Annotated in this window: 25 protein-coding genes and 1 tRNA gene; 4 read left to right on the forward strand and 22 right to left on the reverse strand. The window is 65.5% G+C overall.

The features are described 5' to 3' along the window. Positions 1 to 42: 42 nt before the first annotated feature. The 7 genes from HUK82_RS01450 to HUK82_RS01480 all read right to left on the reverse strand — a co-directional run bounded on the left by HUK82_RS01450 (position 43) and on the right by HUK82_RS01480 (position 4,545). Positions 43 to 116 (reverse strand) — tRNA-Pro (locus HUK82_RS01450). 106 nt (positions 117 to 222) lie between these two features. After that, positions 223 to 966, reverse strand: a complete 744-nt coding sequence (locus HUK82_RS17285) for a MerR family transcriptional regulator (protein ID WP_408851058.1) — start codon at positions 964 to 966, stop codon at positions 223 to 225. A gap of 14 nt (positions 967 to 980) precedes the next feature. Further along, positions 981 to 1,292 (reverse strand): integration host factor subunit alpha, encoded by a 312-nt coding sequence (locus tag HUK82_RS01460; protein WP_176612284.1) that lies wholly within the window; start codon positions 1,290 to 1,292, stop codon positions 981 to 983. Between the two features lie 72 nt (positions 1,293 to 1,364). Then, the gene (locus tag HUK82_RS01465) at positions 1,365 to 2,336 is read right to left on the reverse strand and encodes a beta-ketoacyl-ACP synthase III (RefSeq protein WP_176612251.1); all 972 of its coding nucleotides are present in this window, start codon (positions 2,334 to 2,336) and stop codon (positions 1,365 to 1,367) included. A gap of 47 nt (positions 2,337 to 2,383) precedes the next feature. Next, positions 2,384 to 3,487, reverse strand: coding sequence for a phosphate acyltransferase PlsX (gene plsX, locus HUK82_RS01470; protein ID WP_176612252.1), 1,104 nt, complete (start codon positions 3,485 to 3,487; stop codon positions 2,384 to 2,386). Between the two features lie 112 nt (positions 3,488 to 3,599). Next, positions 3,600 to 3,803 carry a 50S ribosomal protein L32 gene (rpmF, locus tag HUK82_RS01475; RefSeq protein ID WP_176612253.1) on the reverse strand — a complete coding sequence of 68 codons (204 nt, stop codon included), beginning with the start codon at positions 3,801 to 3,803 and terminating at the stop codon, positions 3,600 to 3,602. Between the two features lie 172 nt (positions 3,804 to 3,975). Beyond that, positions 3,976 to 4,545: a YceD family protein gene (locus HUK82_RS01480; protein ID WP_176612254.1), complete on the reverse strand. Its 570-nt coding sequence runs from the start codon at positions 4,543 to 4,545 to the stop codon at positions 3,976 to 3,978. A gap of 203 nt (positions 4,546 to 4,748) precedes the next feature. On the opposite strand from HUK82_RS01480, the gene HUK82_RS01485 reads away from it, so the two are divergent. Then, the gene (locus HUK82_RS01485; RefSeq protein WP_176612255.1) at positions 4,749 to 5,309 is read left to right on the forward strand and encodes an outer membrane protein assembly factor BamE; all 561 of its coding nucleotides are present in this window, start codon (positions 4,749 to 4,751) and stop codon (positions 5,307 to 5,309) included. Between the two features lie 34 nt (positions 5,310 to 5,343). Here HUK82_RS01485 and HUK82_RS01490 read toward each other — a convergent pair whose 3' ends face one another. From HUK82_RS01490 to def, 5 genes are all read right to left on the reverse strand, one after another. Beyond that, positions 5,344 to 6,648, reverse strand: a complete 1,305-nt coding sequence (locus HUK82_RS01490) for an ATP-binding protein (RefSeq protein ID WP_373318293.1) — start codon at positions 6,646 to 6,648, stop codon at positions 5,344 to 5,346. Between the two features lie 74 nt (positions 6,649 to 6,722). Next, complete coding sequence (locus tag HUK82_RS01495; protein WP_176612256.1) at positions 6,723 to 7,442, reverse strand: response regulator; 720 nt, start codon at positions 7,440 to 7,442, stop codon at positions 6,723 to 6,725. Positions 7,443 to 7,470: 28 nt separating this feature from the next. Further along, positions 7,471 to 8,031 (reverse strand): MarR family winged helix-turn-helix transcriptional regulator, encoded by a 561-nt coding sequence (locus HUK82_RS01500; RefSeq protein ID WP_176612257.1) that lies wholly within the window; start codon positions 8,029 to 8,031, stop codon positions 7,471 to 7,473. Next, positions 8,028 to 8,642 carry a ubiquinone biosynthesis protein COQ9 gene (locus HUK82_RS01505; protein WP_176612258.1) on the reverse strand — a complete coding sequence of 205 codons (615 nt, stop codon included), beginning with the start codon at positions 8,640 to 8,642 and terminating at the stop codon, positions 8,028 to 8,030. The genes HUK82_RS01500 and HUK82_RS01505 overlap by 4 nt, the downstream gene beginning before the upstream one ends. After that, positions 8,639 to 9,172: a peptide deformylase gene (def, locus tag HUK82_RS01510; protein ID WP_176612286.1), complete on the reverse strand. Its 534-nt coding sequence runs from the start codon at positions 9,170 to 9,172 to the stop codon at positions 8,639 to 8,641. Before def ends, HUK82_RS01505 begins: the two co-directional genes overlap by 4 nt. 221 nt (positions 9,173 to 9,393) lie before the next feature. Between def and rpsU the strand changes: the two genes are divergently transcribed. Continuing rightward, positions 9,394 to 9,597 (forward strand): 30S ribosomal protein S21, encoded by a 204-nt coding sequence (rpsU, locus tag HUK82_RS01515; protein ID WP_176612259.1) that lies wholly within the window; start codon positions 9,394 to 9,396, stop codon positions 9,595 to 9,597. Between the two features lie 203 nt (positions 9,598 to 9,800). On the opposite strand, the gene HUK82_RS01520 is transcribed toward rpsU, so the two are convergent. From HUK82_RS01520 to HUK82_RS01545, 6 genes are all read right to left on the reverse strand, one after another. Then, a complete protein-coding gene (locus HUK82_RS01520; protein ID WP_246495144.1) occupies positions 9,801 to 11,906 on the reverse strand; it encodes a prolyl oligopeptidase family serine peptidase in 2,106 nt (701 codons plus the stop codon). Between the two features lie 63 nt (positions 11,907 to 11,969). Further along, positions 11,970 to 12,836, reverse strand: coding sequence for a flagellar motor stator protein MotA (gene motA / locus HUK82_RS01525; RefSeq protein ID WP_176612260.1), 867 nt, complete (start codon positions 12,834 to 12,836; stop codon positions 11,970 to 11,972). A gap of 52 nt (positions 12,837 to 12,888) precedes the next feature. Continuing rightward, complete coding sequence (locus tag HUK82_RS01530; RefSeq protein WP_176612261.1) at positions 12,889 to 13,959, reverse strand: flagellar motor protein MotB; 1,071 nt, start codon at positions 13,957 to 13,959, stop codon at positions 12,889 to 12,891. Between the two features lie 49 nt (positions 13,960 to 14,008). Continuing rightward, positions 14,009 to 15,466 carry a glycosyltransferase family 39 protein gene (locus HUK82_RS01535; RefSeq protein ID WP_264802261.1) on the reverse strand — a complete coding sequence of 486 codons (1,458 nt, stop codon included), beginning with the start codon at positions 15,464 to 15,466 and terminating at the stop codon, positions 14,009 to 14,011. Next, complete coding sequence (locus HUK82_RS01540; RefSeq protein ID WP_373318297.1) at positions 15,463 to 16,596, reverse strand: glycosyltransferase; 1,134 nt, start codon at positions 16,594 to 16,596, stop codon at positions 15,463 to 15,465. Before HUK82_RS01540 ends, HUK82_RS01535 begins: the two co-directional genes overlap by 4 nt. A gap of 57 nt (positions 16,597 to 16,653) precedes the next feature. Further along, positions 16,654 to 17,115, reverse strand: a complete 462-nt coding sequence (locus tag HUK82_RS01545) for an Lrp/AsnC family transcriptional regulator (RefSeq protein ID WP_176612288.1) — start codon at positions 17,113 to 17,115, stop codon at positions 16,654 to 16,656. Positions 17,116 to 17,301: 186 nt separating this feature from the next. Here HUK82_RS01545 and trxB point away from each other — a divergent pair, with 186 nt between their 5' ends. Further along, complete coding sequence (gene trxB, locus HUK82_RS01550) at positions 17,302 to 18,252, forward strand: thioredoxin-disulfide reductase (protein WP_176612264.1); 951 nt, start codon at positions 17,302 to 17,304, stop codon at positions 18,250 to 18,252. A 116-nt stretch (positions 18,253 to 18,368) separates the two neighbouring features. Beyond that, a complete protein-coding gene (locus tag HUK82_RS01555) occupies positions 18,369 to 19,262 on the forward strand; it encodes a LysR family transcriptional regulator (RefSeq protein ID WP_176612265.1) in 894 nt (297 codons plus the stop codon). A gap of 22 nt (positions 19,263 to 19,284) precedes the next feature. Here the strand turns inward: HUK82_RS01555 and HUK82_RS01560 are convergent, their stop codons facing one another. The 4 genes from HUK82_RS01560 to HUK82_RS01575 form a co-directional block, all read right to left on the reverse strand. Then, positions 19,285 to 19,551, reverse strand: coding sequence for a hypothetical protein (locus tag HUK82_RS01560; protein WP_176612266.1), 267 nt, complete (start codon positions 19,549 to 19,551; stop codon positions 19,285 to 19,287). Positions 19,552 to 19,672: 121 nt separating this feature from the next. Continuing rightward, positions 19,673 to 19,966, reverse strand: coding sequence for an integration host factor subunit beta (locus HUK82_RS01565; protein ID WP_176612267.1), 294 nt, complete (start codon positions 19,964 to 19,966; stop codon positions 19,673 to 19,675). Positions 19,967 to 19,981: 15 nt separating this feature from the next. Then, positions 19,982 to 20,935, reverse strand: coding sequence for a signal peptide peptidase SppA (gene sppA, locus HUK82_RS01570; protein ID WP_176612268.1), 954 nt, complete (start codon positions 20,933 to 20,935; stop codon positions 19,982 to 19,984). A gap of 47 nt (positions 20,936 to 20,982) precedes the next feature. Further along, on the reverse strand, positions 20,983 to 21,471 hold the full coding sequence (locus HUK82_RS01575; RefSeq protein WP_176612269.1) for a MucR family transcriptional regulator: 489 nt from the start codon (positions 21,469 to 21,471) through the stop codon (positions 20,983 to 20,985). Positions 21,472 to 21,556: the final 85 nt, after the last annotated feature.

The raw sequence follows: 21,556 nt of genomic DNA on the forward strand, positions 1-21,556 counted from the left end.
CGTTTAAAGATTTTAAGAAGAGAAGACCGCAGGGCGGGAATATCGGGCAGGCGGGATTCGAACCCACGACCCCCAGTCCCCCAGACTGATGCGCTACCAGGCTGCGCTACTGCCCGTCCGACCCTGCGGTGACACGGGGTGTAGCAGCGACCGTGCCACCCCGCAAGCCGCCGCGATCGGGTTTTTGCGCTCTCACCTTAACGGCTCTATAAAACCGGATCCCTAGACGGGCAGGTGCTCGCGCAGAAGCTGCAACTCTTCCATCACCATGCGCAGGCCCTCCCGCAGAGCCCCGTTTTCGCGGGCAAGCCGCTCGACACGGGACTCGAGTTCAGCCGCATGACCGTCCGGTTCAGGCACGACGTGCGCGTCGACGGGCTGCTCGGCCCATGGCTCAGGGGCGCTGACAGGCTCAGCGTCATTGTCCCCGTCATCCATTATCGGCCAGAGTTCCGAGGGCGGAGGGGCGACCTGATCCACCTGGCCTTGGCCACCGTTCTGCGGGTGGTCGGTGCCTTCGGGAAACCAGTCGGCAGGCGACGGAGGGTAGGCCGAAGACGGCGCTGTAAACTCGTCCGTCAGCGTCTGCGCCGGAACGAACGTCGTGTCACCCGGGGCTGCATCTGGACGTGCAACGCGGTCGTCCGCGTGCTCCGGCGCACCCTCCCCTTCACGCAGAACCCGCTGCACGCCCTTGATGGTATATCCCTGCACATACAGCAGATCAGAAATACGGCGCAGAAGCTCGACGTCGTCCGGTCGGTAATACCGCCGTCCCCCGCCGCGTTTAAGCGGGCGAACCTCGGCGAAGCGCGTCTCCCAGAAGCGAAGCACATGCTGCGGCACATGCAGTTCGTCGGCGACTTCGCTGATGGTCCGAAACGCGGTCGGCGCCTTGCGCAACCGCCCCGCACCCGTTTCGTCCGCGCTGTCGGCGGGCTCGAACGCGTCGGAACCGCTGCCCATGGATGATGTCGCGTTCATTCGGCGTCATCCTCGCCGGGGGCTTCGCCGTTGACCTTGCCCTTGAGGATCTGGCTGGGCCGAAACACCAGAACCGAGCGCGGCAGAATCGGCACTTCCACGCCCGTCTTGGGATTGCGCCCGGTGCGGCGGCCTTTCTGGCGAATCGAAAACGTCCCGAACCCGCTCAGCTTGACCGAGTCGCCCGATTCCAGCGCCAGCGAGATGCGTTCCAGGACCGCTTCAAGCAGGTCAGCGGATTCATGCCGGGAGAGCCCGACCTGACTGTAAATACTCTCGGCAAGATTTGCGCGTGTGACCGTACTCATCATTTGAGCGTAGCACGCCCTGATTCGCCGTCAATTCAATGCTGTGACCACCCTGTAAATTTACGCTGACGGTCAAAGACGAACCAGCGCCGACCCCCAGGTCAGACCACCCCCCAGTGCTTCCAGCAGGACCAGCGCCCCCGGCAGGATGCGCCCGTCGCGCACGGCCTCATTGAGGGCCAACGGGATTGAGGCCGCGGACGTGTTGGCGTGACGGTCGACCGTGACCACCACGCGTTCCGCAGGTAGCCCAAGTTTGCGGCCGACTCCGTCGATGATGCGCTGGTTGGCCTGATGCGGCACCAGCCAGTCGATGTCGGCATAGCCCAGACCGTTGGCCTGCAACGCCTCATCGACAGCTTCGGACAGATGGGCCACGGCGTGGCGGAACACGTCCCGGCCGTTCATCCGCAGATGGCCGCTCATCTCCCGACGGCCGACAGCGCCATCGACATACAGTAGGTCACCGGTACGGCCGTCGGAATGCAGATGCGTCGACAAAATCCCCGCCTCCGGCCGCTCGGACGGTTCCGCCGCGCGGATCACCACCGCACCGGCCCCGTCGCCGAACAGAACGCAGGTCGCACGATCCTCCCAGTCGACGATACGGGAGTAGACCTCACTGCCGATCACGAGAACACAGCGCGCCTGTCCGCTGCGAATCAGGGAATCCCCCATAGACAGGGCGTAAATGAAACCGGAGCACGCGGCAGCCAGGTCAAACCCGAACCCCCGTTCCATCCCCAGCGCGGCCTGAACACGCGTCGCGGTCGAGGGGAACGCCTGGTCGGGCGTGCTGGTGGCCACCAGGACGGCATCCACATCCGCAGCCCCTATGCCAGCGTAGGCCAACGCGCGTTCGGCGGCCTGGGTGGCCATGGTCACGGCCGTGTCGTCGGGTCCGGCGATGTGACGCTGGTGAATGCCCGTGCGCGTGCGAATCCAGTCGTCCGATGTGTCGACCCGCGCGGCGAGTTCGGCGTTCGTGACGATACGATCTGGCAGATAACCGCCAAATCCGACAAGCAGCGACCTCGGCGACATCGTCTCACTTTCCGTCTGGGGCCAGCGTGCCGGCCTCTGCGGCCCCGTTACGGAACCTGTTCCACCACGTCGCGCGACGCATCAGGCTCGCCACGCGTTACGGGCGCCGTCAAAGACCCCATACGCGCCAGTCGCGCGCGGATCGTCTCGTTGAAGCCATGCGCCACCATGTCCACCGCCACATCCACCGCCGATGCAAAGCCTTCCGCGTCCGTGCCGCCGTGGGACTTCACGACCACGCCGTTCAGACCCACGAAGACCGCGCCGTTATACCGGCGCGGGTCGAGCCATTCGCGCATGCGCTCCAGACCCGGCCGCACCAGAAGATAGCCGATCTTGGCAATCCAGCTCGACGTGAACACGCGCCGTAAAAGGTCGAACGCCAGTTTCAGCGCGCCCTCGCCCGTCTTCAGCGCCACATTGCCTGTAAAGCCATCGGTCACGACGACGTCGGTCGTACCGGCCGTGATGTCGTGTCCTTCGACGAAGCCATGGAACTGGGCGGCAAGCGGGCTGTCGCGCAGCACATCGGCGGCCTGACGCAGGCGCTCGTCACCCTTCAATTCTTCGGAACCGACATTCAGAAGCCCGATGGTCGGCGCGGGCAGGCCCAGCACGGCCTTGGCGAAGGCCTCGCCCATGACAGCGAATTCAACCAGATTGCGCCAGTCGCACGATACGTTCGCCCCAAGGTCGAGCATGACGATATCGCCACGCGCCGTCGGGCTGATGGCCGCCATCGCGGGGCGGGAAATCCCGGGCATCGTCTTCACGACGATCTTCGCCAGCGCCAGCATCGCGCCGCTGTTGCCAGCGGAGACGACGCCCAGCGCCTCGCCCTCGGCCACCGCGTCCATCGCCAGACGCAACGACGAGTCACGCACACGCAGGGCCGCGGTCGGCTTCATGTCCATCGAAACGACAGAGGCCGCATGACGGACCGTGCACACCCGCGCAGCCTTGGGATGCCGGACCAGCAGGGGCGCCAGCCTTGCTTCGTCCCCCAGAAGGAGGACCCGAAGCCCGGGGTGGCGGTCGGCCGCGATATCGAGGCCGGCCACCACGACGTCCGGCGCCGCGTCGCCGCCCATGCCGTCGACGGCCAGCGTGTACGGCTCCGGTGTCGGGGAGAGAGAAACTGTGTCGGTCATGCCCGTTCTTGTGCTGGCCTTTTCCGGATCATTCAAGACCCGGTATCGCCCGCGAACATGCGCCCCGGACGAAGCCGAAGGCTGCCCCCGGGCACCCGCACAGTGCCTCGAATCAGGCGCGAACGGCGGTCTTCAGGGTCTTGCCTGCCGCCACGACCTCACGGCCGTCATAATGACCGCAATGGCTGCAGACATTGTGGGGACGCTTCAGCTCGCCGCAGTTGCCGCACTCGGCATGGGCGGGCGCCGTCAGCGCGTGGTGGCTGCGACGCATGCCGCGGCGGGAAGGCGAGGTTTTTCTTTTGGGTACAGCCATGGGTCCGAGCCCCTCCGAATTCACAACATAGACAGAACGGCACAACCGCCAGAAGCGGTCACCGCCCTGTCCGTCATTCCATAATGCAGGTCGGGGCCTCTAGCAGACTGAACGCCGGGCCGCAAGACAATTGCAGCCGCGCACCTGATGGCTCCGGTTTCTCCGCAGCGCCTTACTGCAATCTGTCGCGCAGCTTGGCAAGACCGGCGAAGGCCGATGGCGCCTCGTCCGGGACCTCGCTTCCGTCGGCATCGGCCGGTGCCACATCGACCCCATGCTCATGCCGGACGCCGTTCTTGCGCGGATACGGGTCCAGCGCCAGAGCCAGCTGGGCCACGCTTTCCTCACCGAGATCGAGCGCGTCGTCTTCATAGGGCACGTCGTCCATCGACTCCGGGTCCTGCCCGTCATCCGTCGCCCGCCCGGCCGGTACGAAATGAACGGCGAACCGTTCGGCCACCGTTTCGGTGAATTCCTCCAGCGAGACGACGCACACACGCCGCACCTTCGCCGACAGTTGGCCATGCGCCACGAAATCGCGACGTCCGTGGCCGGCGACGACGCGGTACGAACAGCTCAGCGCCCGCACCTCGGGCACACCGAGCCGAGCGGCGATCGCATGCCGCTCCGACTCACGGGCCTCCACGGTCATCTCAAAGGGCCCCTGGCCGATCCGTCCGACCGTCACCAGGCGTGACAGTTCGACAGGCGGGGCCGCTCCGCGTTCTTCGGTGTGCGCCATCGCTCTCATACTCCTCTTCCGGCACGCGTCCCGCCGTCGGGCGTCGTGCGCGAGTGTTCCGTGCCATCCGCAACGTGTCCAGCGGTCCGATGCCGCAACAGCAAGATTGACACCCGGACAGCGATCGGGCACGCGACAAGGCAGTCGTCTCTATGTAAGGGCCGCCCGTCCGGCCCCCATCGCACAGGATACAAGGCCCGACCATGCCGCCTGCCTCCACCCGTCCGTTCCCCCGCTTTCGTACCCTGCTGATCGCGGGCGGTCTCGGACTGTCTTTGGGCGGCTGTTCGATGTTCTCGCCCATTCCGCAGCCCCGTGGCTCACTGGTGGAGGCCGATGACTACAAGACGCTGACTCCCGGCACCAGCAACAAGAACGACGTTCTCGATGCCATGGGATCGCCGACGTCGCACGCCACGTTCGACGACAACACCTGGATCTACATCTCCATGGTGACGACGCCGCGCCCCCTCAGCTTCCCCGGCATCCGCAAGCAGGACGTCGTGGTATTGAAGTTCGATCAGGGGGGCACCCTGACCAGCCTGAAGACCTTCAACAAGCATGACGCGCACTATGTCGGCATGGAGGGCGACACGACCCCCACGCCGGGCACCAAGATCAACATCATGCAGCAGATCCTGGGCAATGTCGGCCGCTACAACCCGATGTCGGGCATGGGCAACAGCGCGTTCGGCGGCAGCACCGGCCCGATGAACGCCAATGCCGGCCCCGGCCATGGGGGCACCGGCAACTCGATTCCCTAAGGGCCCGCCGGACTCGACGCGGTAGGGGGCTGCCCTACAGCGGCAGCCGGATCCACACCCGCAGTCCGCCCAGCGGACTGTCTCCCAGCCCGATCTCGCCGCCGTGCGCGCGGACGATGTCACGTGCGATGGACAGGCCCAGCCCGCTGTTACCGCCCTCCCCGTGGGCGAAGGGGCGAAAGAAGCGCTCGCGCTGCTCCGGCGGAATACCCGGCCCGTCATCGTCGATCGCCATGTGCAGATACTGACCGTCCGGCCACGCCGCAAATGCGACGTGACCAGCGTGGCGGCGCGCGTTTTCCGCCAGATTGAGCAACACGCGGCGCATCGCGTCGGGCCGCATCACGGCCTCCAGCATGGGCGGCACGTCGACACGCGTAACCGCGCTGCCCGCGCGCATGGCGGCGGCTGCGGCATCGTGCAGCAGTTGCGCCACATCCACGACCCTGGCGACCTCCGCCCCCTCCCCCCGCGCAAATGCCAGATAGCCGCCGATCATGCGCTCCATCTCCGCCACGTCGCCCTCCATATCGGCGATATCAGGCTTCAGGGACGACGCCTCGACCGTGCCTTGCGTCGGCAACATCGCCAGCCCGAGACGCAGGCGTGTCAACGGAGTGCGCAGATCATGCGACACACCGGCCAGCATGGTGGTTCGTTGCGTCACAAACCGCAGGATGCGTGCCTGCATCCGATTGAAGGCAACGGCCGCCTTGCGAACCTCCTGCGCGCCTTCGGGTCGGATTTCGCCGGGGTCACGCCCCATGCCGAACGCTTCCGCCGCCCGCGCGAGACGGCGGATCGCACGCACCTGGTTGCGCATCACCAGAGCCGCGATCAGCAGCATCACCGCAGAGCTGCCCGCCTCCCACGCCACGAACAGCCAGATCGGACCGACCAGCAGCCGCTTTCGTGGCGCCTCGACGTCCAGAACCCCGTCGCGCAACTGGATCCGAATATGAACGCTGCGCGCGTCGGTGCTCCAGTCGACGAAAAACGAGCGTCCGAAAGCGCCAGCCAGAGCGCGGGTCAGGTCGTCGTCCATCGGACCCAGCACATGCGTCGTGCCGTGCCGGTGCAACTGCGCACCCGGCTCCCACCCCATAGTCAAGAGCGTGCGTTGGCGCGCCCGTTCCAGGATCCAGTTCTGCTCGACCTCGCTGCTGGCTTGCTGAAGCAAATCGATCGTAAGCCCGACCTCGCCTGTCACGCCGTCCGACAGGCGTCGCGACACCACCGACAGGAAGTTGCCGTAGTACAACTCCAGCGCGATCGACTGCGTGACCAGCAGTGGCACAAGCACAATCAGCAGGGCACGCCCCAGAAAAGAACCGGGCATCAAACGCTTGATCGACCGCCCAACACCGCGCCGCCAGACCGTGGATCGCCCCATGCCCCGTACCACGCCCCGCCTCAGTGGCCGGGCTTGAGCACGTAGCCCTTGCCTCGGACGGTGTGCAGAAACCGGGGCTCACGCGGATCAGGCTCGATGCGTCGCCGCAGACGCGTGACCTGGACATCGACCGCGCGTTCGCCGATCTCGTCCATGTCCAGCAGGCGCGCGATCTCCTCGCGCGACAGGGTCTCGCCCGGCCGCGCCGCCAGTACGCTCAGCAACGCCTGCTCGCCGCCGGTGAGGTGCACGACGCCGGACGCACCACTCAGCAGACCGCGCCCTGTGTCGAACTCCAGACTGCCCAATCGGATCGGACGTTGCGTCGTTGTCGGATTCACCGGCACCGCCCGCCGCAAATGGGCCTTGAGCCGAAGCAGCAACTCTCGCGGCTCGAACGGCTTGGCAAGATAGTCGTCCGCGCCGGCCTCCAGTCCCACGATGCGGTCCTCCGGCTCGCCGCGTGCCGTCAGCATCAGCACGGGCAACGCCAGACCGGAGTCGCGCAGCCCCTTGATCAGGGAAAGACCGTTCTCGCCGGGCATCATCACGTCGACGACCATCGCATCGGGGTGAAGGAAGGTCAGGATCTGGCGGGCTTCGGCCGCGTCCCCCGCAACGGTGATGCGAAAGCCCTGCTCGACCAGATAGCGCTGCAGGAGGCGGCGAAGGCGCGCGTCATCATCGATCACAAGAACATGCGCGCCCGCACCCGCCGTTGTGCTGTCAGCCTCGCTCATGGTTGTCCCTTCGGTGCGTTCACAACAGTCATCCCCGCGTCGTGCGACCCGGGGACGGCCGCGCGCCGGCATCCGTGCCCTTCGTCGGCGCGGCCGGCTCCAGAAGCGCGCCCAGCACGCGACGGAACCCTTCGACCGAGGCCGCGCCCGCCGTCCGATACGCCTCCACCAGACGCTCGCGCTGGGCGTCGAACAGCGCCTGCTCCGCCTCGATCCCAGACGGCGACAGGGACAGAACCTTATGCCGACGGTCCTGTCGCCCGCGCGCCATCACCACCAGCCCACGCGCCTCCAGATCGTCGAGAACCCGTCCCAGGCTCTGCTTGGTGATCCCCAGCGCCTGCAGCAGAGCGCCCACCGTCAGCCCCGGCCGGCTGCCCACCACATGCAGGACGCGCTGATGCGCGCGTCCGATGCCATAAGCCTCACGCACCGGTTCGGCACAGGCGTTGAGTTCCTGCCACGCGGACAACAGGACCTGTTGCGCCTGCCGGATATAGTCCTCCCTCAGGAAAAGATGTCCGGCGCCGGCGGCCTCGTGGGCCTTGCGCGGGGCGGGGGATGGAAAGCCACCGACCCGCGCGGTCATGTGAAACGCGCCTTCAGCCGTCCCACCGCGCGTATCGCGGCAAGGCGACGGTCGAGAAAGGCGGCGACCGCCTGCGGATCGTCGCCACGTGCCTGCCAGAACAGCCACAGGGGCGCCAGGATCGCCGCAAGGGTCAGGCGTCGCGTGGTGAACGCCAGTCCGTCACCCGACGGGTCGGTGACCGTCCAGACAGCGTCCGCCATGCGAAGCGTCGCGCGCGCATAGGCGCGAGCGGCACAGGGCATCTGAAGCGTCGCCACTACGCGGCGGCCCATATCCCCGTCGCGCTGCGCCGTCGCCACCCGCGCCAGAACCAAGGCACGCACGCGCAGGCCGATCCGCGTCTCGGCCGCGATCCGCGCCGTCACCGCGGCGCGCGGATCAAACGTGTCCCGGTCGCGGAGGTCCATCGCATATTCCGCCATCTCGGCCGCGCCACCGGCGAACAGAAGATCCGCGTCCACTCCTGCCGTCTGCCGCAGCCGTTCAATGGTCCAGGCGCCGTGCCCATGCGCGAGCATCGCCCGGATCGCCGCGTCCCGCTCTCCACTACGGGCCACGGGTGGCGGCAAGACGAGGGCGGAGAGTCGATCCGTGCGTGCGCGTCTCATTCTGTGGGCATCCCGTAGCGTGCGATCTCGTCCTGAAACCCCAGACGCCGCAGATCCCGCATGCGTGACGGATACAGGACACCGTCGAGGTGGTCGTTCTCATGTTGAAGGACATTGGCGAGAAAGCCCGTCGCCGTCCCCCGCACGGGATGCCCGAGGCCATCCAGACCCGCATAGCGCACACGCGCAAAACGCGGCACGACGCCCCGCAGGTGCGGAATCGACAGACAGCCTTCGACGCACATCACCTCGTCCAGGCCGTCCGGTTCCAGCACCGGATTGATCAGCACGCTCGGCTCGATCGGCGGATCATCCGGGCCGGTGCTGCGCGACGGCGGCACGGAATAGACAAAAATGCGCTGAGAAACATGGACTTGCGGACCCGCGAGCCCTGCCCCGCCAGCATCGAGCATCGTCTCGATCATGTCGTCGATCAGCGCCCGCACCGCCGGAGCACAGGGGTCAGCAATCGGCGCGGCGACCCGCAGCAGAACCGGATGGCCCATGCGGGCGATCTTGAGTATGGACATCATGTCTCCCGCACACCGGACGAGATGGTCGCCCGGCACTCAAAAATCATTCTATCAGCGGCGAGGCACTGCGGGAATGATTTGAATTCCTGCCGGATCGCATGCTATAGCGACGCCCCACACCCGAATCGCGGGCGGGACGATGGTCTCGATGCCAGTGATTCACGCCCCTATTCAAGGTCGCGCGAGGATGCGCGTGCCACACAGGAGATGACGGCCCAGTGCAGGTTCTCGTTCGTGACAACAATGTCGATCAGGCCCTCAAGGCCCTCAAGAAGAAAATGCAGCGCGAAGGCGTCTTCCGCGAGATGAAGCTTCGCCGTCATTACGAGAAGCCGTCCGAGCGCAAGGCCCGCGAAGCGGCCGAGGCCGTTCGCCGCGCGCGCAAGATGGAGCGCAAGCGCATCGAGCGCGAAGGTTTCTGATCGCGCCAGACGCGGTATCTGGGCTTCCAGATCAAAAAGGGCTGCCGGACATCACCCGGCGGCCCTTTTTTGCGTCCAGGGCGGACGCGTGGGGTCAAGTTGTGTGTCCCGGATGCCGGCGGGCTCGTGGTTGGCCCATGCGCCTCACTGGCCGGCCATGCGTCGAGGCCTCCTCGCGGTCTTTGGCCAGGTTTGGAACCGCGTTAGTGCTGGTCCATCAACTGCCGGCTCAGATACACGCCCTCCAGCGCCCGTTCATGGGCAACCTCGGCGGCATTCGCCGTGCCGGAATGGCCACCTTCCGTGTCCTCGTAGTAAAAGAACGGTTTCCCAAGAGCTTCGAGGCGCGCGGCAAACAGACGGGCATGGACAGGCCCCACGCGATCGTCCCGCGTGGAGGTAAAGATGAACGGCACCGGATAGGCGGTGCCTACCGACAGGTGCTGAAGCGGCGACAACGCCTCCAGAACGCGCTTTTCAGCCGGCACGGACATGGAGCCATATTCATCCGCCCATGACGCCCCTGCGGCCATCGTCTCGTAGTGGAGCATGTCCAGCAGCGGCACACCGATGATCACAGCGCCCCACAAGGCGGGATGTTGGGTGAATTCGACACCCATCAGCAGGCCGCCGTTGGAACGCCCGCGAATCCCGAGAAAACGCGGCTGCGTGATACGCCGTGCGAACAGATCGCGCGCCACCGCGACGAAGTCGTCATAGACTTTTTGTCGACCCGCCTTGCGCCCGGCCTCGTGCCACGACGGCCCGAACTCCCCGCCGCCGCGAATATTCGCCACGACGTAGGCGCCACCATGTGCCAGCCAGACGCGCCCTATCTCGGGCGCGTAAGTGGGGGTGTAGGATGCCTGGAACCCGCCATAGGCCGTCATCAACGTCGGCGTCGTGCCCGACAAGGTCCAGTCGCGTCGATGGACGACGAAGTAGGGGATGGCCGTCCCGTCGGACGATTTTGCCCAGTTCTGGTCTACGACCAGAGTCGTCGCGTCAAACAGCGCGGGCTCCGAGCGCACGAGCTGCGACACACCCGTCTTGCCGTTCACCGTCCAGAGTTGCGGCGGGAGGATATATCCCTCGACGTGGAGAAAGATCTGATCGGTCGCGGGCGATGCATCCGCCAGACTGACGGTCGCCATGTCCGGCAGCTCCAGTGTCTGACTCGCCCACGGACCATTCGGCGCGTCTGACGGACGAAACAAAAGCGCACGGCCGCGCACCGTATCGAACAGGGTCACCACAACCGCGCCACGCGACACCCCGACCTCGTTCAGAGCCTGCCGGGGCGACGGCGCGAACAGAAGTTGTGGGGCATGGTCGGGCTTGACCGGATCGACGCTCAGAAGGCTGCCGGCGGCGAATATCGCGCCCGTGTCGGCACGAAACGGCTCGTTGATGCTCAGGATCAACCGCCCGCGCAGAAGCCCCCACAGGTCCAGACGATGAGGCAGCGCAAGTTCGTGCACCCCGTCCGCATCAACCCGCGCGTAACGATCGTCGAAAAAGCTGACACCACGGCGAATCAGCACCATGTGATGGCCGTCCCCATCCGTCAGCGCCACGGGCCCGACCGACACATCGGTCGGGGCACCACGCATGACTTCCTGGGCCTGATCGATCGGCTGCCCACGGGCCCAGCGGCGAACGATGAAGGGATAACCCGACGAGGTCAGGCTTCCGCCCCCCCAGTCCCGCGCCACGAGCAAGGTGTCACGATCCACCCATGCCACGCTTTGTTTTGAGCGCGGCAGAGCGAAGCCGTGCGTCACGAACATGGCCGCCCGCGTATCGAACTCACGCTCGCTCGTGGCGTCCTCGCCGGAGTCGGACAGGGACACCATGCAGAATCGCCCCTGTGGCGACAGGCACTCCGCTCCCTTGAAGACCCAGTTACGATGCTCCTGCCGCGCAAGGGCGTCGATGTCGAGACGGGTCGTCCAGGCCGGCCGTGACTGAAGGAAGGATGCCGGACTGGTGGCGCGCCAGATGCCGTGCGGGTGCTGGTCGTCCTGCCAGAAATTCCAGATGCGTCCGTCCATGAACTGCGGAAGCGCCAGTCGGTCGTGTGACTGGGTGACTGCCAGGACGTCGTCGTAAAACGGCTGGTATCGCGCGTCGGCCTGTAACGCGGCAAACGTGGCGTCATTCCGGGCACGGACCCATGCCAGAGCCTCGCCGCCGTCAACCTGCGACAAGGCCGCCGTCGATGGTACGGGTGTCGTCTGTGCCGACGCCGAAACGGCCCACAGCCCCAGCGCGACGACCGCCCGCCGAACCCCACGCATCGCGCACATCGCAAACACTCCTGCCTTGCTGATCAGCGACCTATGCGATCAGGCGCGGCAAAGCGCAAACCCTCAGCCGATCGACAGGGTGGCCATGGCCTGCTCCACCTCCTGAAAGGTCGGCATGATTGCTCCGGGAATCTCCTTGCGGCCGATCTCGACACTGACGGGCGGCGGATTACCCTGCAGATGCGCCACGATGACCGAACGAATGAGCCCGAAATAGCTGGCTTCCTCCTCGATCACCGATCGCAGGCGTGACGCTATGGGTGCAACGATGCCGTACGCGAGAAGCACGCCGAGAAACGTGCCCACCAGAGCACCGGCGATCATCTCGCCCAGGACGATCGGGGGTTTGCTGATGGAGGCCATGGTCTTGATCACCCCGAGCACGGCCGCGACAATGCCCAGCGCAGGCAGAGCATCCGAAATGCTCTGCAGGGCGTGGGGAAAATGCATTTCCTCACGCGTGTTTTTCTTGAGCTCCCGGCTCATGATCTCGTCGAGCTGGTACGGATCGGTCAGGTTCATGCCGATCATGCGCAGGTAGTCGCAGATCATGTTCCGCGCCCGAACATTGTCACGCACCTTTGGAAAAGCGGCGAACGCGGCACTTTCGGTCGGATTCTCGATATGCGCCTCCAAGGCCATGACACCCTTGGCATGCGCCAGCCTGACGAAGAAGAACAGCAGGCTCAACATGTCGAGATAGTCGGCACGCCCGTACGCAGGCCCTTTCAGGGCCTTGGCGAACCCTTTGGCCGCGTGCTTCAGATCGTCCATGGAGCTCGCCATCACGAATGTGCCGATCGCAGCTCCCAGAATGGTCAGAAGCTCAAACGGCATCGAAGCGACGAGCGGGCCGATGGCGCCGCCGGACGCGACGAACGAACCGAATACGCACAACAGCACGAAGACCAGACCGCCCATAATCAGCACGTCGTGTTCTCTTTCCTTGGGTTGTTACCGTGTGGACACGGGATCAGGTCGGTCATTCCGACGGCTCGGGGAACTGGCGGCGCACGGTCAGGACGATGCGCCGGTTCCCCGGATCGCCCGGCGCCTCGGGCCGGGCGAGTTCCCGGTCGGCGCGCCCGCTTACCGAGTCGATCCGCGCCTCCGCAAGACCGTCTTCCTGAAGAAGGTCGCGCGCCGACGCCGCACGCAATGTGGACAAGGTCCAGTTCGACTGCTGTCCCGCGCGATAGGGCGTGGCATCGGTGTATCCGGTGACGGCGATCGGCCCTTCGAGACGGGCCAGATAGGGCGCGATGCTTTTCAGCAGGGCGCGTCCATGCGCATTGGGTCGCGTTGATCCGAGGTCGAACATCGACTGTGCCTGCGCGTCGGCGATGTCGATCTCCAGCCCCTGCGCGGTGACCCGTATCGACACGGTACCGGCCTGCTGGCGCACAGCGGGATCCTGCGCCACCGCATCGCGGATCTGCTCAGCCGCCGCGCGCAGCGTTCCCTCTTCGGCCCGCGCGGCATCGGCACGGGCGGAAGGATCGCTCCATTGCGGGCCATCCGTGCCGCCGATCGGCACGATGCGCGGCACGGCCGGCGGGACGTCGACGCGCGGACCCAGACTGCGCGCTTCCGAACCCACGTGCAGGGCGTGACGTCCCATCGTGCTGGCATCGCTGCCCTCACCCGAGACCCTGTCGCCGGCACCGCTGACCGTGTCGTTGCCGTCCAGCCCTCCGGTCGGCATGACGGTGCGATCCGGGCGCTGGTCGGCCTTGCGCTCGGCGGCGGTGAACTTCGAATCCACCAGCCGCGTGCCGTCGATCAGGGGCGAAATGCGCGTGGAGACCACACCGCCGGCCGGAGGCTGATTGTCGTGCGCCTCGGCCAGGGGGTTGAAGAAATTGGCAATTCCGCGCCGCTGCTGCTCCGTCGTCGCGTTGATCAGCCACATGACGAGAAAAAACGCCATCATCGCCGTCACGAAGTCGGCGTACGCGATCTTCCAGCTGCCGCCATGATGTTCGGACGGGGCCGCCTCTTCGCGCCGAATGATGATCGGTCGTTTCTCGTTCTCACCCGGACGGCGTGCCATCTGACCCCCTGTTCAAGGACCAGTGTGACGCCCGCACGTTAAAGCGAGTTTAACGGGCGGCAGGTATTTCCGACATTAACGGACCACGCGCCGGATCGGCTTCGATACGCACATGATACAGGCGATACCGATCGATCTGCTTGCCGGCCTGCACACGCGCGATCTCACCGGCGTCCTCGCCCGGGCCCACCCCCTGCGGCAACGCGTCGCGCCGGCGTTCACTGCGCACCAGCAACGCCTGCGTCGCCGCCGGATGCGGCAGCGCGAACGTCCTCCAGCGCGGATCGGGACCTGCGACGACCCCTGAGACGCCATACAGGGCGAGCTCGGACGCCAGACCATATTCGTCGGCAAGAACCACCTCGTCCGGCCGCCGCGCCGCCTCGACCGACCGTGCGAGCGCCGGCCAGCCGCCGGTCTGGCGCAGCACGACATCGTGATGGGGCGACAACGGCAGGATCGACCAGAGACCCTGCCCATAGACCGCGCCGGCCATGGCAACGCCGCACACCGACGCCGGGCGCCATAGACGCCTCGCCCAGCCGACCGATCCGGCTGCCGCATAACCGGCCGGCAACGCGAGAAACGGGTAGATCAGCACCGGCCAGTTGGCCTGAACCCTGTCCCCCAAAGCATGAAATACGAACACGGCCGTCGGGACACCGATCATAGCCGCGAGCAACGCCGCCCCGCCATCGCGCCGCGCCATACGCCAGAGCTGAATGCCGCCCAGCACAAACAGGACAAAGACCAGCGGCGTCGCCAGACCAATCTGGCCGCCGATCAGTTCACCCAGAAACTGCACGGCCCGTTCAGGCTTGAACACACCCACGCGACCGCCCTGACGCAGAAAGCTGACCCAGTCGTTCCGGGCATTCCACAGCACGACCGGCACGCAGACAATCGCGCCCGCCAGACCACCCAGCCACACCCATGGGGTGACAAGCCACCGACGCCCCCGTGCGCAGGCCAGAAGCCACACGCCCACACCCGCCACCGGCAGCACCGCCGTATATTTAGACTCGAACGCCGCGCCGAACGCGCCACCGGCCAGAAGCCACCACGCCCCACGGCCCGTCGCCAGAAGCCGCCCCAGAGCAAACAGCGCAAGGCACAGGAAAAACAGCAATGGCGAATCCGGTGTCATCACGACACCGCCGACCCCCAGCGCCAGCGTGGCGTTCAACAGCGCGGCCGCGCGCACGGGACCCTGCCCCCCCGTGGTCGTGGGCATGATGTCCCGCGCGGCCCCGACGACAAGAAGACTGCCGGCCGCCACCGCTAGTGGACCCAACAGACGGATGCCGAGCGCGGTATCGCCCGCCAGCCAACGTCCGGCGGCAATCCACAGCGCCACCATCGGCGGATGGTCGGGATAGCCCCCCGCCAGCGCATGCGACCAGACGCGATAATAAGCCTCATCGGGCGTGACGGGCATCCGCCACGCCACCAGCAGCCGGACCAGCGTCAGCGCCCCAAGCCACCCCAGCGCGCTGCGCGCTGTCACCGCGCGCGCCAGACGAGGGTCGAGGACACCGCATAGTTCCACACGACCCCGATCACCGCGCCGATCGCGGCCGCATGGCCCCATTCGTGACGCGCCACGTGAAACTGGCTGCCGATCCCCACATTGGCGAACGCGCCGACCAGACACACCACGACAAACAGCGCCAGGCCCGACCACAACCGTGCGCCGCGCAACCGTCGATCGGCGTAGGTGACGCGATTGTTCATCCAGAAGTTGGTCATGATGGCGCAGATCGTGCCGCCCCAGGCGGCCGTAACAAACCCGGCCCCCAGAGCACGCAGCCCCTCCAGCACGGCCAGATTGACCAGCACGCCGACCGCGCCGACGAAGGCAAAGCCCATGAAGCGGGTCGGCAGCCACCCGTTGGCCAACTTGTCGAGCACCATCGTGGCAAACTGGATCAGCACCAGCGTGTCGAGCTTGCTCTCGCCCGCGAGTCGCGGCTTGAACCCACAGGCTACCTCGGTCACGCGGGGGCGCTGTGGTGCGGACATGACCAGATCGAGCAGGATCTTGAAGCCGGTGGCGGAAAGACGGGGCGCGGTCTGGACGAACAGGTCGCGCCGTGCGGCAAAGAAACCGCTCATCGGGTCGGTCAGCCGTACCGGCAGGACCGCCTGCGCCAGCCTGATTCCCCCATCGGACAACGCATGACGCCATGCGTTGGCCAGACCAGCGTTGTCGCCCCCCTCGACATGACGGCTGCCCACGGCAATGTCGCTGGCTCCGGAGGCGACCGCGTCGATCAGATCGGGCAGGCGCGCCTCGTCATGTTGCAGATCGCCATCCATCACCGCCACGACCGGAGCGCAGGACGACAGCACGCCCTCGATCACGGCCGACGACAGGCCGCGCCGCCCGATCCGGCGCACGCACCGCACATGCGCATCAGACCGCGCGATCGCCGCGACCGCCTCGGCCGTTCCGTCCGGTGAGTTGTCGTCGACGAAGATAACTTCCCAGCGTCGCCCGGCCAGCACGCGACGCAGCGCCTGCACCATCGGTACGACGTTGGCCTGTTCGTTGTAACAGGGCACGATGACACTGACGTCCGGCGCGCACGCACCGGGGGGCGGGGCACGACCGTCATCTTGCGCCGACATGGTCATATCCTTGGGAATGGGCATCATGCGGCAGACAGCATGTCGCGGCGGACCGGGCAAGTTTCAGGGCGTAACCGGCACACCTGCCAGATCCCGGCTCGTGCGGATTGTCTGCAGGGTCTGCACGCGACTGACATGCGGGCTTTCAGTCAACCGGCGGGTCAACTGATTTTCATGCACCGCGTCGCGCGCGACAAGGCGCACGAGAAAATCGCCGCCACCCCTGATCATGTGGCATTCGCGGACCTCGGGCCATTCCGCCACCCAGTTCTCGAACGCGGTCAGGACGGACTCCTTCTGGCTGTCCAGCCCGATCAGGGCAAAGAGCGAGATCGACCACCCCAGTTGCTGGGGATCGGTGTCGGCGTGATAACCGCGGATAATCCCCAGTTCCTCGAGCCGGCGCACACGGCGCAGACACGGCGGCGCGGAGATGCCGGCCCGTCTGGCCAATTCCACATTCGTGATCCGGCCATCGGCCTGAAGCTCCGCGACAATACGCCGATCAACGGAATCCAGATCCATCACGCCGCGCCTGTCATCGTTGCTACCCACGAACCGCAGCCTATAGGCCAAGGCCGCTTCCCGCGCAAAGACCATTCATAGAGTGAAAGACACACCTACACATCCTGTGCTTGCCCGTTTGTTTCAGCGGGCCCATATCAGGCGCAAAGCACAGTCCAGAAAACTGCGTATCAGCGGCCGGGGTTCATGCCAAACACCATCTCCACAGACCTTCTTGTCATCGGTGCGGGTCCCGCGGGCTACACGGCCGCGATTTACGCCGCCCGGGCCTCGCTCTCGCCAGTGCTGGTCGCGGGCCTCCAGCCCGGCGGTCAGCTGATGATCACGACCGACGTCGAAAACTATCCGGGCTTCGCCACGGCCGTTCAAGGCCCCTGGCTTATGGAACAGATGGCCGAGCAGGCGGCGCATGTGGGGACACGCATCGTCCACGACATCATCGTGGACTGCGATTTCGCCCCAGCCGACGGTGACGTCTTCCGGTGCGTGGGCGACTCGGGCGACATCTATCTCGCCCGGTCGGTGGTCATCGCCACCGGCGCACAGGCAAAGTGGCTTGGCCTGGAGTCCGAACAGCAGTTGCAGGGGGCCGGGGTGTCGGCCTGCGCCACCTGCGACGGGTTCTTCTATCGTGGCAAGCAGGTCTGCGTCGTGGGGGGCGGCAATACGGCCGTGGAGGAAGCGCTCTATCTCACGCACCATGCCGATCATGTGACCCTGATCCATCGGCGCGACACTCTGCGCGCCGAAAAAATCCTGCAGGAGCGCCTGTTCGAGCACCCGAAAGTGTCGGTGCGCTGGAACAGCGAAGTCGCCGACATCATCGGCGAAGGCACGCCACGCGTCGTGACCGGCGTGCATCTGCGCGACACGCACACGGGCGAGATGTCGACGCTGGCGACGGACGGCGTGTTCGTGGCCATCGGCCACAGTCCCAACACGGCACTGTTCCGCGATCACGTCCGCCTGGACGACGAAGGCTATATCGTCACCGCGCCGGGCTCTACCCGCACCTCGGTGCCGGGAGTGTTCGCCGCCGGAGACGTCCAGGACAAGATCTTTCGCCAAGCCATCACCGCCGCCGGTACAGGCTGCATGGCGGCACTCGAAGCGGAACGTTTTCTCGCACATTTGTGAGGCCGGACCGGGCGATCACAACGCCGGTGGCTTCCGGCGGGACTCGGGGCCGAATACTTGCACCTGCGCCGCATAACGTGGTGTGATCGAAACATATTTTCTGACGGAGTGGTCGGGTGGACTGGGATAAACTCAGGATTTTTCATGCGGTCGCCGAGGCCGGCTCCTTCACGCACGCAGGGGATGTCCTGAACCTCAGCCAGTCGGCTGTGTCACGACAGATATCGGCCCTTGAAGAAGCGCTCCAGGTCCCGCTTTTTCATCGACACGCCAGGGGCCTGATCCTGACCGAACAAGGCGAGACGCTTAACCAGACCGTCCGCGATGTATTCTCCAAACTCGCCATGACGCAGGCGTTGCTGACCGAGAGCAAGGAAAAGGCCGCGGGCCGCTTGCGCGTTACGACGACCAGCGGTTTCGGTTCGTGCTGGCTGACGCCGCGTCTGCACCGTTTTCTGGAGAAGCACCCCGACATCTCCATCAGCCTGATCCTCGAAGACAACGACCTCGACCTCGGCATGCGTGAGGCGGACGTCGCCGTGCGGATGCACCCGCCCCGTCAGCCCGACCTGATCCAGCGCCATCTTGCTGATTTTTCGATGCCGATCTACGCGTCACCCGATTATCTGCGCCGCCACGGCACGCCGACTACGGTCGAGGACCTCGCCAGCCACCAGATGATCACCTTTGGTGGCTACCATCCGCCGGTACCGCACATCAATTGGCTGTGGGACGCCGTCACCACCGCATCGGGCGGCGGACCGAAGCCGCCCCGCCTGGAAGTCAACAGTCTGGCATCCATGGCCAATGCCATCGCGTCGGGTGTGGGGATCGGGTCGGTCCCGCTCTACGCGTGCGCCCAGTACCCCGATCTGGTGCGTCTGTTCGACGACCTGCCGTTACCGACCGTCGATGCCTATTTCGTGTATCCGGAAGAACTCAAGACGTCCAAGCGTGTGTCGGTGTTCCGTGACTTCCTTCTGGCGGAAATTCACGCCAGCAAGCGGTAATGCTCGTGGCCTGACACGCCCCTCAGGTGTGGTGTTGTCGCGGGCGGCTGAGGGTACAGGCCGGGTGTTCGCCCGCGAAATACATCGCTAGGCCGACCGGTGCCAGATACCGTGCCCGGTCGATAATTCTGGGCGCGCGCTCCGTCAGGTAAATCGTCGAATCCTTACCGTAGCAGCCAGCGACCAGTGTCGCATGCGGGGGCGATGCAGCCCGCGAATCACCGGCCAGTGCGTGGTCGGCGCCCATCACGGCAACGCATGCTGCCAGAAGCACATATCCCCTGTTCATCACCGCGTCTCCCCGAGCACCCTTGCGCGCACCCCGCACGATAGCCCGTGTGCGGCACACAAACAAGAACATTAAGAGAACACTAACGTTTCCGGCGGCAGACCGCCGTATGTCATGTTTATCAGGCCTTGTTTTTTACAAGGTTGACGCGCTCACGAAGTTCCTTGCCTGCCTTGAAGAACGGAACACGTTTTTCATCGACCGGCACGGCATCGCCGGTGCGGGGATTGCGGCCGACGCGGGCATCCCGCTGCTTGACCGTAAAGGCGCCGAAGCCGCGAAGCTCCACCCGGTCGCCGCGAGACAACGCTTCGACGATCTCGTCGAAGATCGTCTGGACGATCAGTTCCACATCCCGACTGAGAAGATGAGGGTTGGCAGCCGCGAGTTCGGCAATCAGTTCCGACTTGGTCATCCCTCCTCCTGTGCGTCAGTCGCCGAGCTGCAGGAGAGCAACAGGCCCTCCTCGGGCCAAATCCTGACCCAAAAAACCTTTTGAGACAATGGCCTGCGCCAGGCCGCCGAAATCACCCGAGGCCATGTGGGCGACCAGCCAGTTGCGCTTCTTTTGTCCAATGTCACGCACCGGCAAGGCAAGCGAAATATGGTAACGGTCACGGAGCCAGTTTCGTGCGTCGTCTTCCGTGCCGATCTGATCGACCAGACCCAACGTGACGGCCTTCGCCCCGGTATAGGGCCGACCGTCTGCAAGCGCCCGCACCGCGTCGGGCGACATATGCCGTCCGGCCGCGACCATGGCGACGAATTGTTCGTAAAGCTCACCCACCAGGCTCTGCAACATGGCCCGTCCCGCAGGGGACAGGGGCTGAACGCCAGACGGCTGGCCCTTCAGATCGCCCGACACCAGTTGGTCGACCGACACGCCGACCTTGCCCAGCAGACCGGAAAAATCGGGCGCCTGCATCAGAACGCCGATCGACCCGGTCAACGTCGCGCGCTGCGCGAAAATGCGCTGGGCCGGCACCGAGATCATGTAACCGGCTGATGCCGCCAAGCCGTCCATGGTGACCACCACAGGCTTGCGGCGAGCGGCGCGCTCAACTGCGTCGTGCAGATTTTCGCCCCCGGTGACGGAGCCACCCGGCGTATCAACGTCCAGAATAATGGCTTTTACGGAGGCGTCGTCCCCGGCATCTCGCAATGCGTCGGTCAGTCGACTAACGTCCGATCCTATCACACCCGTGACGCGCAAGCGCGCCAGATGATCGCGCTTCAGACCACCGTGGTCGGAGACGTGAAGACGTACGCCCCCGGCCACGGCGACGAGAAGTGTAAAGGCACCGATGGCCCCAAGACGCCACCGCAACAGCGCCCGGCGCTGTTGCAGCCGGGCCAGCGCCTCATCGCCAGATGTCGCGACCACCCTGGATCTCCGTCAATGGTCTGTTCGCTCGTGCGGAATCGCCCGGCTCAGGCGGCGCCGCCCTTGCGACGACCACGCGTCGGCTTGGCGCTTTCCCCACTCTCGCTGATGTCGGCGACAGAGGCATCGGCCTCGATGCTGACCTTGCGGCCCAGACCGATCTCGCGTGCCAGCGTCGAACGGCGCTCGGCATAGTTCGGCGCGACCATGGGATAGTCGGACGGCAGGCCCCACCGCTCGCGGTACTGTTCCGGCGTCATACCATAGGCGCTCTGCAGATGACGCTTGAGCATCTTGAGTTTCTTACCGTCCTCAAGGCAGACGATATAATCCGGAAAAACCGAACGCTTGATCGGCACGGCGGGCTGCAGCTTCTCGGGCTCCGGCTCGACATGGCCCGCACCATCCAACGCGCGATAGACCTGTCGAATAAGCTCGGGCAGCGATTCGGACGTGATCGTATTGTTCGCCACGTGGGCCGAGACGATCTGCGCGGTCAGATCAAGCAACGACGAACGGGTCTCTGTGTCAGGCATGGTATGGAATCCGATTAAATTCATGTATGCGGCAGAAGCACGGTTATCCGTCACTCAGCGTTTGTATTCTACAATAGTTCATTAA

This window comes from Ameyamaea chiangmaiensis (genome assembly GCF_013376175.1).
In the GTDB taxonomy this organism is placed as follows: Bacteria; Pseudomonadota; Alphaproteobacteria; order Acetobacterales; family Acetobacteraceae; genus Ameyamaea; species Ameyamaea chiangmaiensis.